This window comes from Acinetobacter sp. Marseille-Q1618, assembly GCF_902809855.1.
In the GTDB taxonomy this organism is placed as follows: Bacteria; Pseudomonadota; Gammaproteobacteria; order Pseudomonadales; family Moraxellaceae; genus Acinetobacter.
The window spans coordinates 160201-177040 of sequence record NZ_CADDWJ010000003.1 but is presented as its reverse complement, the minus strand read 5'-3'; the positions used below and the strand labels follow the sequence as shown (position 1 = coordinate 177040).

The 16840-nt window shown below is 39.4% G+C and carries 7 protein-coding genes; 4 read left to right on the top strand and 3 right to left on the bottom strand.

Annotated features, from left to right (window positions below):
- Window positions 1-3: 3 nt before the first annotated feature.
- The 3 genes from lon to HUS24_RS14665 form a co-directional block, all read right to left on the bottom strand.
- Entirely contained in the window at window positions 4-2430 is a 2427-nt protein-coding gene (gene lon, locus HUS24_RS14675) for an endopeptidase La (protein WP_173912722.1), read from the bottom strand.
- 123 nt (window positions 2431-2553) lie between these two features.
- Complete coding sequence (locus HUS24_RS14670) at window positions 2554-3165, bottom strand: 5-formyltetrahydrofolate cyclo-ligase (RefSeq protein ID WP_173912721.1); 612 nt, start codon at window positions 3163-3165, stop codon at window positions 2554-2556.
- Window positions 3166-3384: 219 nt separating this feature from the next.
- Window positions 3385-3804 carry a hypothetical protein gene (locus tag HUS24_RS14665; protein WP_173912720.1) on the bottom strand — a complete coding sequence of 140 codons (420 nt, stop codon included), beginning with the start codon at window positions 3802-3804 and terminating at the stop codon, window positions 3385-3387.
- Window positions 3805-3957: 153 nt separating this feature from the next.
- Between HUS24_RS14665 and HUS24_RS14660 the strand changes: the two genes are divergently transcribed.
- The 4 genes from HUS24_RS14660 to tauA all read left to right on the top strand — a co-directional run bounded on the left by HUS24_RS14660 (window position 3958) and on the right by tauA (window position 16838).
- Window positions 3958-12213: an Ig-like domain-containing protein gene (locus tag HUS24_RS14660; protein ID WP_173912719.1), complete on the top strand. Its 8256-nt coding sequence runs from the start codon at window positions 3958-3960 to the stop codon at window positions 12211-12213.
- A 374-nt stretch (window positions 12214-12587) separates the two neighbouring features.
- Complete coding sequence (locus tag HUS24_RS14655; protein WP_173912842.1) at window positions 12588-13778, top strand: putative solute-binding protein; 1191 nt, start codon at window positions 12588-12590, stop codon at window positions 13776-13778.
- Window positions 13779-14054: 276 nt separating this feature from the next.
- Window positions 14055-15650, top strand: coding sequence for a Na/Pi cotransporter family protein (locus tag HUS24_RS14650; protein ID WP_173912718.1), 1596 nt, complete (start codon window positions 14055-14057; stop codon window positions 15648-15650).
- A gap of 153 nt (window positions 15651-15803) precedes the next feature.
- The gene (gene tauA, locus HUS24_RS14645; RefSeq protein WP_173912717.1) at window positions 15804-16838 is read left to right on the top strand and encodes a taurine ABC transporter substrate-binding protein; all 1035 of its coding nucleotides are present in this window, start codon (window positions 15804-15806) and stop codon (window positions 16836-16838) included.
- Window positions 16839-16840: the final 2 nt, after the last annotated feature.

Sequence of the window (16840 nt, the reverse complement as noted above, 5' to 3'; positions counted from 1 at the left end):
AGTTTAATGACGGGCAGCTTTGCCTTCATCGACAGGTTTTACGATTGGTGCTTTAACCAACGGTTTAGGTTGTTCAACCAAAGCAAGAGGTAAAATCTCATCAATCGATTTCACAGCTTTAATTTCCAAACCCTCTTTCACGTTTTGTGGAATTTCAGCTAAGTCACGTACGTTCTCTTGTGGAATGAACACCAGTTTCACGCCACCACGATGTGCTGCTAAAAGTTTCTCTTTTAAGCCACCAATGCGCATTGCACGACCACCTAAACTGGTTTCACCAGTCATAGCAATATCAGGGCGAATCGCAATGCCTGTGAATGCTGACACAAGTGCAGTCGTGAGTGCTAAACCAGCAGAAGGGCCATCTTTTGGTGTTGCACCTTCAGGTAAATGCACGTGTACATCGGTTTCTTCAAAGCGAGAAGATTCAATGCCAAGTTCATCTGCACGGGTACGTACAACGGTCATTGCAGCAGTAATCGATTCTTTCATCACATCACCGAGTGAACCCGTAGTGATAAATTTACCTTTACCTTTTACAGCAGCAACTTCAATCGTGAGTAATTCACCACCCACAGAAGTCCAAGCTAAGCCATTGACACGACCCACTTGTGCTTCTTCTTCTGCCATACCGTAGTCGAACTTATGTACTCCTAAATAATCAGGTAAGTTCTCAGCCGTGACATTAATTTGCAAGTTTTTAGCTTTCTTGCTTACGGATTCTTTCACGACTTTACGTGCAATTTTAGAAATTTCACGTTCTAAACTGCGGACACCTGCTTCACGTGTATAACGACGGACAATGTCACGAATCGCTTCTTCATGCACAGTCAACTCTTTAGCACGTAAGCCATTGTTCTTGATTGCTTTCGGAACAAGGTAACGGTCAGCAATGTTGACTTTCTCTTCTTCGGTATAACCTGGAAGACGAATCACTTCCATACGGTCAAGCAAAGCCTCAGGAATGTTCATGCTATTTGCAGTACAGATGAACATCACTTCAGACAAATCAAGATCAAGATCAAGGTAATGATCGTTAAACTTACCGTTTTGCGATGGATCAAGTACTTCAAGCAAAGCAGAAGCAGGATCACCACGATAGTCTTGTGCCATCTTGTCGATCTCATCGAGCAAGAACAATGGATTCTTGACACCGACTTTCGTCAATGACTGCACGATCTTACCTGGCATCGCACCGATATAGGTACGACGGTGACCACGAATCTCAGCTTCATCACGTACACCACCAAGTGCCATACGCACGAACTCACGACCTGTCGCTTTAGCAATCGACTCACCAAGCGAAGTTTTACCAACACCTGGAGGGCCAACCAAACACAAGATCGGACCACGAAGTTTTTTCACACGCGATTGAACAGCTAAGTATTCAACAATACGCTCTTTGACTTCATCCAAACCATAATGGTCTGCATCTAAAATTTCTTGCGCTTTGTTCAAGTTGATGCTGACTTTGCTGGCTTTATTCCAAGGTGTATCTAAGATCACCTCTAAATAGTTGCGCACCACAGCCGCTTCACTTGATGCAGGTTGCATTGATTTTAATTTACGGAACTCAGCATCAGCTTTTTTACGCACGTGCTCAGGTAAATCAGCTTCTGCTAAACGTTTTTCAATTTCTGCAACGTCATCTTCCGCACCGCCATTCATGTCAGAAAGTTCACGTTGAATGACCTTCATCTTTTCATTGAGGAAGTATTCACGTTGATTCTTTTCCATTTGGCGTTTTACAGAGTCATGCAAAGTTTGCTCAATTTGCTGTTCTTCAGACTGTTGTAGCAAATAAGTCATTAACTCTTGTAAATGTGCTTCAAACTCATCGTGTTCTAAGAATTTTTGTTTTACGTCAATATTCAAAGGTACACGGGTTGCAACAAAGAACAACAATTGCAGTAAATCATCAATTTTATTTGCTGCTGCAATCAACTCACGTGCATTGCGTAATTTTGCTTCTGCATATTGGGCAAATAAGGCACGTAATTCTTCGACACGTGTTTTTTGTGTATCTTCATCGATAGATACAGTCATTGGGCTTAGTGCATGTTCTGCTGATAAATATTCATTATTTTCAATGATTTTGACCAGTTTAGAACGATGCAAACCTTCAATTAATACTTTTATACAGTTTTCATCATTTTCATGATTCACAACTTGTACAATCTTAGCGACAGTACCATATTGATATAAGTTGTCGTGATCAATTTCTTCTGTAAGCGAATCTTTTTGCGCAACTACAAATACTAAATTGTCACTGTTACGAGCCACATCAACTGCATTGATCGATTTTTCACGACCTACAAATAGCGCAATTTGCATGTGTGGATAAACCACGACATCACGTAACGCTAAAAGCGGTAATACACTTGGAACCTGTGGCTCTAAGTTTTCTTGATTCATAATAATCTCAGACATGGGCACTCCTAATGAGTGACAACGGTGTTGCCATGTTTTTTATAGTGATGGGTATTTTTAAAATTACAAGGGCTTCACAAAATAATTTGCATAAAATTTGTCAAGTAACTGATAAATAAAACATCATAAAATGTGCGATTGGCTGAGTTGACGCTTAAAACACGTATATTTTTTAGGGGTAATTAACGCATCTAATGCCTGATCCCAAGGATTGCGATGCAGCTTAGTATTTAACAACTGAAAATCATGAGCAAGTGCTAAGCGATAGGGTTTATAAGGTGCAGAAGCCAAAGTACGATCATAAAAACCACCGCCCATGCCCATTCGTGTGCCGACCTGATCACATGCCAATAAAGGCATTAAAAGAATATCTAAATGCGAAACATGTAGTCCTCGATTACGCATAGGCTCAAGCATACCGAGTTTGTGCATGACAAAGCGTTTATTGCGATATTGGTACTTTGAAATTTTTACCCAGACTAAGGTGTTATTCATGTTGCAGATAATCGGCAGATAAACCTGTTTATGCTGTTGAAAACAATATTCAATTATTTTGCGGGTTCGCAGTTCCCCAAAACCATCCAAATAAATGCCAACTTTTTTTGCAGTTCTGAATTGTGGGCTTTTTCTAAGCTGGTTAAAGGCAGCTTGTTCACTATGTCGTTGTTGAAATGTTGATAGTTGTCGTCGCTGAGTTCTTAAGTTTTTACGAAGTTGTAAGGTTTGCTTAGACATAATACTTTAATAAATGTTAATTACATCACTAAATATTAGCAAATATAAATTGGTAATATAAAGAATAAAATATATAAATTGAATAAATACTCTAAAATAAAATCATTTTAAAGTGTTTATTTTATTTTGATGTGTATTATTAAGAATAACTAATAATATTAACGAAATTGGTTTTAAAACATACCCAATTTATAAAATAAATCGGGTATGTTTTATAAGTTATGATTGTTTATTAATAATAAAGGGACGATTCTCATTATCTAAAGATAATACAATATTTACACCTTGAAACTGTTTATTAATAATGAGTTTTGTGTGATATGTTTTACATTCTTCTTTGCAATTTTTAACAGATAGTACATATTCATTTGGTTTTAAATAGTAGGTTGTTGCATTGTTTACATAGAAATCACCAGCCTTAAAATCATCAATGTAGAATTTAATAGGACAGTCTTTATTGTTGTCTTTTTCTTCATCACAAAGCTTATGATCACGTTGAACATGAATGGGTTTTGTGTTTAATTCTTTGTTTGTAAATAATAAATTTTTAGGTTTGTTCTTTTCACCTACAGTTGTTAATTGTGTGCAAGCAGACAGAGAAGCAATCACTGCAATGGAAATGAAGGCATTCTTAAGCATAGTAGTATCCTGTTAGAAAAATTTAAATATCGATGATTAATATTTTACCAAATAGTAAAATACAAATTATATTGATATGTATTGTTGATTGTACAAAAAATATCGCTCTGATAATATACTTTACCAATTGTTACTAATAATTGGGCATTTAAAATGCAAAAAATCACGTTAATAGATAAGTCTTCACTTGAGAAAGTTAATGTGGAGTCTAATATAATAAAATTAGAAAAATCGACGATTATCCAGCCAAATATTAAAAAAGAAGAAATTTTAGAGATTATTCAGGAAGGTGATAACCTCATAATTAAATTAAAAAATGGTGAAACCATCACAATAGAAAATTATTTTGTGAAAGCTGCTGATGGTGAAACATCTGATTTAGTTTTTGATGGTACGGTTTGTGCTTTTGAGCAATTGGTTTGGCAAGATGGGATTGCAAGCTTTAAAGAGGTGACAGGTCTTGAAGAACTTCTTCCAATTATCACAGGGGCGAGTACAGGTGGTGTTGGTCCTTTACCCTGGATTGTCGGTGGATTGGTAACAGGTGGAATTATTGCGGCGACTAATGATGATAAAAGCCATTCAGAGCCAGAAAATGAGCCTAAAGTTGAAATTTTAGATGCACCAAAAGTTGAAATTGCGAATGATCAAAATAATGATGGGCTATTAAATCGTAGTGAAACTGGTGGTGCGTCACAGCTCAATATTATTGTGACGATTCCGGCTGGTGCAGTTACAGGCGATATAATCACACTCAAAGATCAAAGTGGCAAAGCTTATACGCATACTTTGACGCAAGCGGATATTGATGCAGGCAAAATCAAAGTTCAAGTGGATAAACCTGCTGAAGGGACTGAGCTTAAAGTCACTGCAACCATCACCAATGAGGGGGGAACATCAGCAGAGTCAGTACCTGACCAAGCGGTGATCGATGAAACAGCACCTTCTGTCCAAGTAGAAATTGAAGCAGACTATGCCACAGGCAAAGGTAAAGTCACCTTTACTTTCTCCGAAGATATTGATGGTTTTGATATTAACGATATTGTGATTAATGGCGGGAAAATTGATCCTGACTCTTTAGTTAAAAATCCAGATGGTACATATTCAGCAACTCTTTCAGATTTGAAAAAGGGTACTGCTGTTGAAGTTTCTGTCAAAGATGGTAGTTATACAGATCAAGCGGGTAATGCAGGCATTGAAGGTTCAGATGAGGATGTATCTGTAAAAGTCACTACAATCAAACCTGACACAGTGGGTGGTGGTTCTATCGTGACAGGTGTGACCAAACCCAACACCGAAGTTACGTTAAAGGATCCTGCAACAGGTAAAACCTATACAACGACTTCAAATCCTGATGGAACATGGTCGATGACCACGACTGATCCGTTACAAGATGGTTCATCAATTACTGTCACTGTACCCAATCCAGATGGCTCAAATCCAGATCAAAGCGCATCTGATGAAGTACCTTTACCGTTTGTGAGTATTGATATTGTCGGTGGTGATAATTTTATCAATGAAGAAGAGTTGGTTGAATTAACTGACCCAGCAACTGGGACTGTAAAAATCACGGGTACGGTGAGTAATCCAACTGCTGATATGACCATTACTTTTAATGGTAAAAAATATTCTGGCATTGACGTTAAAGTGAATGCAGATGGAACTTGGGAAATCAATGTTCCTGTTGAAGATATCAATTTAAATGGTAAAAATACCATTACAGCCAAAGGTCAAGTAACTGATTCGACAGGTACGGTTTTCCCATCGAATGATGCAGAGAATCAAGTTGGTACAGATACGACACCCCCGAATGTCAGTGTGAGTATTAGCCCAGAGGGTAAAATCACCATTGCTTATGATCCTGATGTAGATCCTTCAAGCATTGAAACAGGTAAAATTACGGTGATCGATCAGGATGGTAATCCTGTTACTGTAACACTAACGCCGAGCGAAGATGGTTTGACTTTTACAGGTCAAGTCCCAGATGGTTTTGATGGCAAAATTACGGTGACTGTCCCTGATGGTAGTTATCAAGATTTGAATGGCAATCAGGGTAATCCTGATCAAGAAAGCAAAGCTGTGGACACTCAACCACCGCAAGTGATTGTGAATATTGATCCGAATGGCAATATCACAGTGACATTTGATCCTGATGTTGATCCATCAACCATTGATCCGAATAATGATTTTGTGATTACGGATAAAGATGGTAACCCTCTGAAAGACAAAGATGGAAATCCAGTCACCGTTCCACCATTAACCTCAACAGATGGTGGGGTTACGTGGACAGGTAAAATTCCTGAAGGCGTAGAAGGCAGTGTTAGCGTCACTGTCCCTGAAGGAAGTTACCAAGATAAAACGGGTAATGAAGGTGGAAAAGGTACTGATACTGAAAATGTAGATACACTTGCACCAAAATTGACTGTGACCATTGATGCTGATGGGACTGTGCATTTTGACTTCTCTGAAGTTGTAAAAGGCTTTACTTCAGAAGATATTTTAGTTGCAGGTTCTAAGCTTGTACCGGGTTCATTGACTGATTTAGGCAATGGTAAATGGATTGCAAAACTAGACTCAATGCCAAAAGATGGCACCACTGTTGAAGTTACAGTAAAAGATGATACTTATACAGATTTAACGAATAACTTGGGTTCAGGTCATCAAGATCAAGTTATTACGATCAAAATTGACAGTGTTAAGCCAAATACCGATGGTAATGCGATTATTTCGGGTAAAACAGAGCCAAATCAAACGGTAACAGTGACTGTGCCAGGTTCAGACAAGCCTTTAATCACCACTTCTGATGCCCATGGTAACTGGACGGTTACCACAGATTTTCCATTGAAAGATGGTAATTTTGTGACAGCAACAACGCCTAACCAAGATAATGTCATTATCGAAGATAAAGTGAAGTTACCATTTATTACCATTGATGTTGTTGCGGGTGATGATGTTATTGATCCTTCGGAACGTACTGATATTGACACTCAAACTAAAATGAAAGTGACAGGTACAATCAGCAATCCTAATGCTGATGTTACAGTGACTTTTAATGGTGTTGAGTATTCGAGTAATTCAACAGATCCTGCTAAAAAAGTTACTGTAAATTCAGATGGTACGTGGTCTATTCAAGTCCCTGCAGATCAAGTTGGAAGTCAAAACTCTATCGAAGCAAAAGCTTCTGTGGTGGATAATGGTATAACAATTGATTCAGCACCTGCTGTCCGTGATCCAATCACCCAAGGCAGTATTACCGTCGATGTCGATAGTAAAGGTCATATTACAGGCACAACACTCGAAGTCGTTCCAGGTCAAACAGTCGAATTGATTGTAATTGGTAAAGATAAAAATGGTGTTGAAATTGAAAAGAAAATTCAAGCCACTGTAGATAGCAACGGCCACTATACAGCAAAAGTACCTACAGACTTTGAAGATGGCAATATCACCGTTATTGCAACAACCAAAGATGCAAACAATCATCCACTAGATGCAAAAGATGCTGAACCTGTATTAGATCGTACATCGGGCTCTATTACAGTTGATGTAACACCAGATGGACAAATCACCGGTTCAACCACCGATGTACCACCGGGTGCAACGGTTGAACTTGTGGTCGAAGGCAAAGATCCAAACGGCAACCCTGTCAGCGAAACCATTACGGTGACAGTCGACAGCAACGGTCACTTCACCAGTACAGTGCCACCAAGCATTGCCGATGGTGGTGTCGATGTCACAGGAACCACAACGGATCGCAATGGAAATCCACTGACCGATACAGACAATGAACCAGGACTCGATCGCACGCCAGGTCAGATCACAGTGGATGTCACACCAGATGGACAAATCACCGGTTCAACCACCGATGTCCCACCGGGTGCAACGGTTGAACTTGTGGTCGAAGGCAAAGGTCCAAACGGCAACCCTGTCAGCGAAACCATTACCGTGACAGTCGACAGCAACGGTCACTTCACCAGTACAGTGCCACCAAGCATTGCCGATGGTGGTGTCGATGTCACAGGAACCACAACGGATCGCAATGGCAATCCACTGACGGATACAGACAACGAACCAGGACTTGATCGCACGCCAGGTCAGATCACAGTTGATGTCACACCAGATGGACAAATCACCGGTTCAACCACCGATGTCCCACCGGGTGCAACGGTTGAACTTGTGGTCGAAGGCAAAGATCCAAACGGCAACCCTGTCAGCGAAACCATTACGGTGACAGTCGACAGCAACGGTCACTTCACCAGTACAGTGCCACCAAGCATTGCCGATGGTGGTGTCGATGTCACAGGAACCACAACGGATCGCAATGGCAATCCACTGACGGATACAGACAACGAACCAGGACTTGATCGCACGCCAGGTCAGATCACAGTTGATGTCACACCAGATGGACAAATCACCGGTTCAACCACCGATGTCCCACCGGGTGCAACGGTTGAACTTGTGGTCGAAGGCAAAGATCCAAACGGCAACCCTGTCAGCGAAACCATTACCGTGACAGTCGACAGCAACGGTCACTTCACCAGCACAGTGCCACCAAGCATTGCCGATGGTGGTGTCGATGTCACAGGAACCACAACGGATCGCAATGGCAATCCACTGACGGATACAGACAACGAACCAGGACTTGATCGCACGCCAGGTCAGATCACAGTTGATGTCACACCAGATGGACAAATCACCGGTTCAACCACCGATGTCCCACCGGGTGCAACGGTTGAACTTGTGGTCGAAGGCAAAGATCCAAACGGCAACCCTGTCAGCGAAACCATTACGGTGACAGTCGACAGCAACGGTCACTTCACCAGCACAGTGCCACCAAGCATTGCCGATGGTGGTGTCGATGTCACAGGAACCACAACGGATCGCAATGGCAATCCACTGACGGATACAGACAACGAACCAGGACTTGATCGCACGCCAGGTCAGATCACAGTGGATGTCACACCAGATGGACAAATCACCGGTTCAACCACCGATGTCCCACCGGGTGCAACGGTTGAACTTGTGGTCGAAGGCAAAGATCCAAACGGCAACCCTGTCAGCGAAACCATTACCGTGACAGTCGACAGCAACGGTCACTTCACCAGCACAGTGCCACCAAGCATTGCCGATGGTGGTGTCGATGTCACAGGAACCACAACGGATCGCAATGGCAATCCACTGACCGATACAGACAATGAACCAGGACTTGATCGCACGCCTCCGGCTGTGACTGTTGAAATTACTCCAGACGGTAATATCAAAGTGACCTTTGATCCAGATATTGATCCAAGCACCATTGATCCAAACACGGACATCGTGATTACCGACAAAGACGGCAATCCACTTAAAGACAAAGACGGTAATCCTGTAACTGTTCCACCACTGACATCAACTGATGGAGGGATTACTTGGACAGGCAAAGTGCCACCAAATGTCGACACTGAAGTCAAAGTTGAAGTACCAGTGAAGGACAAAGATGGTCAACCAACTTATATCGATAAAACAGGTAATCCAGGTACGGGTGGCGAAACTACAGTACCTGTGGATACCTTATCGCCAACTGTAAAAGTTGCGATCAGTGAAGATAGAACTTCGGTAACTTTTACCTTTGATGAGGTTATTCAAGGTTTTGATGCCTCTGATATTGTGATTACAGGAGGACAATTAAAACCAGGAACCCTAATTGAAAATGCTGATGGCACGTGGACCGCACAACTTCAAAATACAGAACAAGGCACTACTGTTGAGGTAAAGGTTAAAGATCAAAGCTATACAGATTTAGTGGGGAATGTAGGTCTGGGTGCTACAGATACAGATATCACCATCAAAATTACCAGTGTCACCTCAATTGTAGGCTCAAATGATAAGCTGATTACAGGTCTTACAGGCGCAAATCAAGATGTCACTGTAATTCTGCCAAATGGTACGATAGTTGAAGGAATTCGCTCTGATGAAAATGGATATTGGCAGTTAACTACAGAAATTGTTGAAGGTACAAATGACCAAATTACTGCACAGACAAAAAATCAAGATGAAAAGCCTATAGAAGATACGATTAGCTTGCCATTTGTTTCGATTGATCTGGTGTCAGGTAATGATGTCATCAATGAAGCTGAATATGCTGATTTTGCTGATACCGTTACCATCACAGGTAAAGTCAGTAACCCAGATGTCACCATGACAGTAACAATTGCAGGTACAACATATACAGGTTCACAAGTAACAGTAAATACTGATGGCACTTGGTCTGTGAATGTGCCTAAAGCAGATGTTGCACAAGATTTTGATATTACGGCACAAGCCACATCCAATACATCAGGTGTGAAATCTGATGAAACTTTGCGCGATGTCATGGTTGATATTGTTCCACCAAAAGTCACTGTAGAGATTGATGCAACAGGAAAAATCACACTGAAATATGATTCCGATGTTGATCCAAACAGTATTGATTTGTCGCAAGTCACTGTGAATGATACTTCAGGTAATGAAATTATTGTGAATTGGAATAAGTCAGATAGCAGTGCATTAAACTTTGATGCAATGATAGATATGCCTGTCGATGACATCATCACTGTGACAGTGCCTAAAGGTAGTTACCAAGATTTGGTGGGTAACCTTGGTTTAGAAGGTTTAGATACTGAAGATGTTGATAATGCACCACCTGATATTGAAAAGACTTTAATTACAACTGATGAAGATACTTCTGTTGTGATTACATGGGCACAATTAGGTATTACGGATAACAGTACTGATTTGAATAAGTTAGCTGTTTCATTTACAGCGTTACCAGTCAACGGTACTTTATATCTAAATGGTCAAGTTGTGACAGATGTTAATATGTTGGCGGATTTAACTAAAGCAGATATTGATGCAGGTCAATTAAGCTTTAAACCTGATTTGAATGATGCGTCAACATCTGCCGATTCAGCATATACAACGCTTGATTTTGAAGTACATGATGGGGTCAATACTTCTACAGGTTCTGTTGATGTGATGGTTGAAGCTGTTGCTGATACACCAAACCTATCACTTAACTTGTTGGATTGGAGTCCAACCGCACTTAATTTAAATATTAAAACATGGGAGAGTTTGAAATCTGTCACTGTTGATGGAAAAACCTACGATTTGCTACAGGGTGGTGGTAATGGTATGCCTGCAGATACTTTAAAAACAGTATTTGAATACTTAACCAGTGAGCGTAATACCACACATAAACCTGCAACGAGTGGTGGAACAACTAGTTTGACTAATGGTGATGTTGCAACCTATAAAGGTGTCGCAATTACAGGTTATGTTTATCTTGAGAAAGGTCATACCTATAACTATAAAGGTGTAGCAGATGATAGTGGTATGCTCATTATTGGAAATGAAGACCCAGTCTTTGTGAGTTGGGGTGGATTAAGCACGTCAGTAGATCGAAGTTTTACCGCAACTGAGTCTGGCTTCTATACCTTTGATTTCTATATGCATAACCAATCAGGTGTCGGAAATTATAATTTCCAATTAGTAGATCAGTCACATGGTGACACAATCAGTTATTATCCTGATTTAGACACCGCATTGTCAGGTTTGAATGATTTCTATCAACAAACCAATCCATCGGTGGAATGGAAAATATCTGATCTGATTCAAGGGAGTGTAACGGATAAAGATGAAAATGGTTTTCATCGTCCATACTTCAACTTAAGTGGTGAAGTTGGACAAGATATTTCGCTTGGGTTGCTCAGTACAAGTTTGAATGATGTAGATGGTTCAGAAAGCTTGACCTTAAATTTCTCAGGTTTAATTGAAGGCATGATGATTTATGCATTGGCTGCAGATGGTTCACGTCTTTTATTGGGTACAGCGGATGCAAATGGTCAATTAAGCTTTGCTGCCGATGGCATGTCTTTAGATGGTGCAAGTCTAGTCGCTGTTGCACCATCTGATTTTACTGTGACTGGTTCTTCTTTGGCATTAAAAGTAAAAGTAGAAGCTATTGCCACAGAACAATCTAATCATTCAACAGCAAGTTCAGAACTTGAGTTTGATATGACTTTGTATCCACCTTCAAACGTGGGATTTAAAGCAGAGGCATTTGCTGAGCATACTGCAGTTGAGCAAGATGCAAATCTAATTTTTAATGTATTAAATGATGATCATTTAGGTGGGAATAGCTTAACAACTGTCAATGATTTTTCATCTACAGATCAGATTGATGTTTCGGCATTACTTGATCACAATGCGAGTCTTGAAAATATCAATGAATACTTAACAGTCAGCTATGATGCAGAGCAAGACCAGTCAGTGATTTCAATTGACCGCGATGGCAAAGCTGCACAGTATCAAGGTGCTGAATTGTTGGTATTAAATAATCAAACAACTGATCTTACACTTGAAGAATTATTGCAAAATAATCAAATCATCATCTAATGATTTGATCACTGTATTATTTTTCTAAATATAAAAAGCTCCTTCGGGAGCTTTTTATATTTCCTAGCAATAACATCGTCATAATCAGATAAATGGTAAAATTATTTATTTAATTTAAATTATTGATAAATAGTTAAATAATAAGATATTGGAAAGATAGTTTAAAATTTTACATTTTTGACAAAAGTTGGATATTTATAGTCAATTGAATCTATTGATACATCCCTTAACTTAGTCATGAATATAAGGATGATTTGTTGGTGGATAGTGATATTCGCAAGCATATTGAAAAAATGGATCATAAAATGAAAATACAAAACCCTTTAAAATGGAAAAAACTTACTGTACAGAAGTGTAAAAACACGTGCTTAGCAATGGGCTTGTTATTGCCGTTTTCTTTATCATATTCAGTATATGCAGCACCTACCCCCAAATTAGATTTGACACTTTCGCAACACTCACAACAGAAAATTAAAAAATTAATGGATGACTCTAAAATATGGGCGCAAATTCCTAAGCAAGTAACGCTATGTGTATATTCACCAGATGGTGCAAATGGTGAAGCTTTTGAACAAGCGACCAGCTATATCAGTGAATTACCACGTATCGCACAAGTAGCCAAACAGTTTGGGGTAGATTTAAAAATCACCCGACCATCAAAACTGCAAATGCGCATTGATATTGATTATCCAAAATTAAAGAAAAAAGCTACCACTGAATTGAATTTAAAAGTCTATACCGATGAACGTGTTTTAACGGAAGATTTTCGCAGTAAACGCTGTGATGGTGCAGGGATTAGTAATTTACGTGCCCGACAATTTAACTCTTTTGTCGGGAGTATTGATGCCATTGGTGCTGTACAAAGTTATAAACAATTGTCCTCTGTGATTCAGTTGTTAGCACGTCCTGAATATGATGCCAAAATGGTGAATAAAGACTATGAGGTGGTCGGAATCGTACCATTAGGTGCAGCATATATCATGGTGAATGACCGTCGTATTGATACTTTGGCAAAAGCGGCTGGTAAAAAAGTTGCTGTGATGAATTTTGACGGCACACAAAAGAAATTAGTACAAAATGTAGGTGCTCAGCCAGTTTCAGTCGATCTCTTGACTGTTGGTGGAAAGTTTAATAACAAAGAAGTCGATATCATGGCAGGGCCTGCATTGTTGTTTAAGCCTTTGGAACTACATAAAGGTATGAATGATAAAACAGGTAAAACTGTGGGAGGTATTATCAAATTTCCACTGATCCAAGTGACAGGTACATTGATCATGCACCGCAATAAATTCCCTGCAGGGATGGGGCCAATTGCACGTGAAATGATTTCTAAACAGCTTAGTCCTGCTTTTGATTTTGTAGATAAACTTGAAAAAGAAATCCCTGCAAAATATTGGATGGAAATGCGAGAAGCAGACAAACCTGGTTATATTAAAATTATGCGAGAAGCGCGTATTCAGATGACCAAAGATGGATATTATGATCCTGCCATGATGCGAATCTTGAAAAAAGTACGTTGTTCACAAAACCCAAGCAGTTTTGAATGTGCTTTAAATGATGAATAATTTGATTAGCTGAATTTGATAGAATTTTTTAAATGCCCTGAAATATAGGGCATTTTAGTTTGGGTGCATTATGGATGAGGTATGAAATATTTTATCCAGTATGAAATTGCATATATTTTAGAGAAAACTGATTTTATTTAATATTTTTTATTTCGCTAATGCTTGCTAGGTATAAAGTTAAGTATATTCAATCTACAAATCAGCATTTGAAAATGCATAAACTAAATTGATTTTGTTCAATGAAATTTGTCCAATAAAACCTGATTGAGGGGAAATGTGCTTCAAGTATTTGCAGAACTGTGCGGTGGTGTAGGCTTGTTTTTATTGGGCATGACTTTAATGACCAATGGTCTAAAAGACATTACAGGCGAAACCCTCAAACATTTATTTACCCAATTTACCAATACCCCCATGAAAGCTTTATTGTCTGGGATTGGGTTGACGATTTTGGTCAATTCCTCCACAGCGACAACAGTAGCGACAGTTGGGTTTGTTAATGCAGGCGTGATGACTTTCGCTCAAGCGATGGGCGTGGTAATCGGGGCAAATATCGGTACAACCAGCACAGGTTGGTTGGTGGCATTTCTGGGTTTAAAGTTTTCTATTTCTATGTTTGCGTTGCCATTTATTGGTTTTGGTGCGATGCTGCATTTGGTTGCCAAAGATCGACTGAAATTGTTTGGGTTGATTTTGGCAGGATTTGGCATGATTTTTTTTGGTATTGCCGTTTTACAAGAGGCGATGGCAGGTTTCTCAAATCGTGTTGATCTTTCATTTTTAAGTGCCGATGGTTTTTGGGCAAAGTTACTTTTGGTTGCCATTGGTATCGTGATGACTTTGATTTTACAGTCATCTAGTGCCTCAATTACGGCAACCTTAGCCGCTTTGGCGAGTGGTGCAATTGATTTATCTCAAGCGCTGTATCTGGTGATCGGGCAAAATATCGGGTCAGTCGGTATTACCATATTGTCCGCGATTGGTGCATCTATCAATGCCAAAAGAACTGTTGCGGTCAATGTCATTTTTAATCTGGTGGCTGCAATTGTTGCATTTGTACTCTTAGCCCCAGTGCTGTTGTGGCTATATCAACATATATCTTGGTTGAGTCGTTGGGATGCGTTGGTGATGGTGGCATTGTTTCATACGGCATTTAGTATGGTCGGGGCGTGTATTTTTATGCCTGTGTTGAAGCCTTTAGAAGCTTTGGTTATTCGGTTATTACCAGAACATTCACCGAGTATTTTAAACTGTTTAGATGAAGCCAGTTTACAAGTCCCTATTGTGGCGATTCAAGCAGCAGAAACTGTACAAAGTCATATTTTATTTGAAATTTTTAATGCCTTACACAAAGCGTTTCGAGATGGGATATTGCCCGATAAAAGCAAACTTAAACAATTAGATGACATTATTTTGCATTTAGAGGCATATTTAGAAAAGATTACGATCGCCCATAATCCAGAATTACAACAACATTTTTTAGCGATTTTAAGGGTGATGGTCTATGTCAGAGTATTACGTAGTGATTTAGAAAAAATTGATAATGCAGCTTTGTTAAGAATGCATCCTGCGATTTTCCAGTTGGCGCTTGATTATTCACATATTTTAGAGAGTTATATTGAAAATTTAAGTCATTTGGGTGAGCCTACACAAATTGAGAAATTGCGTACAGAATTAAATGCATTAAAGAAATGGGCGAGCAAACATCGTACCGAAATACGCAATCAGGTTTTAGAATATACGGTATTAAATCAACTCAATGCGGCAAAAAGTGTAGAGTTATTGGCAGCGCAGCGTTGGATTGAGCGATTAATTGCGCATACCTATCGTTTTTCCAATGTGTTGCATGAAAGTTTAGTACAAGAGCAAAAATGAGTCGCTAATTTAATGGATAAATAAAATATTCTTGAATAGATATCTAAAAATCGTAAATACAAAAATGTGATAAATAATAGCATTTAATTTATTTTTCAATGCAAAGCTGAGTCATTAGCATAAGTCAGAGTTCTTACTTTTGCTGAAAAATATATGAGTAAATCATCTAAACCTTTGATCATTACTGCGATTGTTATTGTGGCAATTGTGGCTTTTGTTTATTTCCAAAAAAATAAAAATATCGCAACTGAAACAGCCGTTAATCCATCCACAAAATCTGATTCAGCAGTAGTCATCGCATATCAAACTGGGGTTGACCCAACTAAGGTGGCGCAGGCAAATGGTGATTATGAAAAAGCGAGTCAACAGACTATTCAGTGGAAAAAGTTTGATACAGGTGCGGATGTCGTAAATGCTTTAGCATCAGGTGATGTGGATATTGGCAATATTGGCAGCAGTCCTTTTGCTGCGGCTGCCAGTCGTAACTTACCGATAGAGGTATTTTTTATTGCTGCAAAATTGGGTGCTTCAGAAGCTTTAGTCGTACGTAACTCATCTAATATTCAAAAGCCACAGGATTTGATTGGCAAAACCATTGCAGTGCCATTTGTATCTACGGCACATTACAGCTTATTGTCAGCCTTGAAACATTGGAATATTGCAGAGTCACAAGTCAAAATCGTGAACTTACGTCCACCTGAAATCTCAGCAGCATGGGAGCGTGGTGATATTGATGCTGCTTATGTATGGGAGCCAGCATTAAGTAAAGCCAAAGTGAGCGGAAAAGTTTTGACGGATTCTAAACAAATCGGTGAATGGGGCGCTGCAACTTACGATGTTTGGGTGGTACGTAAAGAATTCGCAGAAAAAAATCCTCAATTTTTAAAAGCATTCGTACAAACTTCTTTAAAACAAATTGATATATATAACCAAGCACCGCAAGCGTTCCAAGAAAATTCAGAAAATATCCAAAAAATTTCAGCATTAACAGGTTCAGATCCGAAAGATATCGCATTGTTATTGTCAGGTAATATTTATCTGAATCAGCAACAGCAGCTACAAAGTTTCCAACAAGAATTTGCTAAAAATATTTTTGATACAGCCAGCTTTTTAAAAGCGCAAGGCAAAGTAGATCAAGTGAAAGCAAGTTATCAGGACAATATTAACCCTAAGTTTGTACAACCTTGAGG

Excerpts from the sequence above, each read along its gene's own strand:
- lon (WP_173912722.1), bottom strand. The coding sequence starts at position 2,430 with ATGTCTGAGATTATTATGAATCAAGAAAACTTAGAGCCACAGGTTCCA.
- HUS24_RS14670 (WP_173912721.1), bottom strand. The coding sequence starts at position 3,165 with ATGTCTAAGCAAACCTTACAACTTCGTAAAAACTTAAGAACTCAGCGA.
- HUS24_RS14665 (WP_173912720.1), bottom strand. The coding sequence starts at position 3,804 with ATGCTTAAGAATGCCTTCATTTCCATTGCAGTGATTGCTTCTCTGTCT.
- HUS24_RS14660 (WP_173912719.1), top strand. The coding sequence starts at position 3,958 with ATGCAAAAAATCACGTTAATAGATAAGTCTTCACTTGAGAAAGTTAAT.
- HUS24_RS14655 (WP_173912842.1), top strand. The coding sequence starts at position 12,588 with ATGGGCTTGTTATTGCCGTTTTCTTTATCATATTCAGTATATGCAGCA.
- tauA (WP_173912717.1), top strand. The coding sequence starts at position 15,804 with ATGAGTAAATCATCTAAACCTTTGATCATTACTGCGATTGTTATTGTG.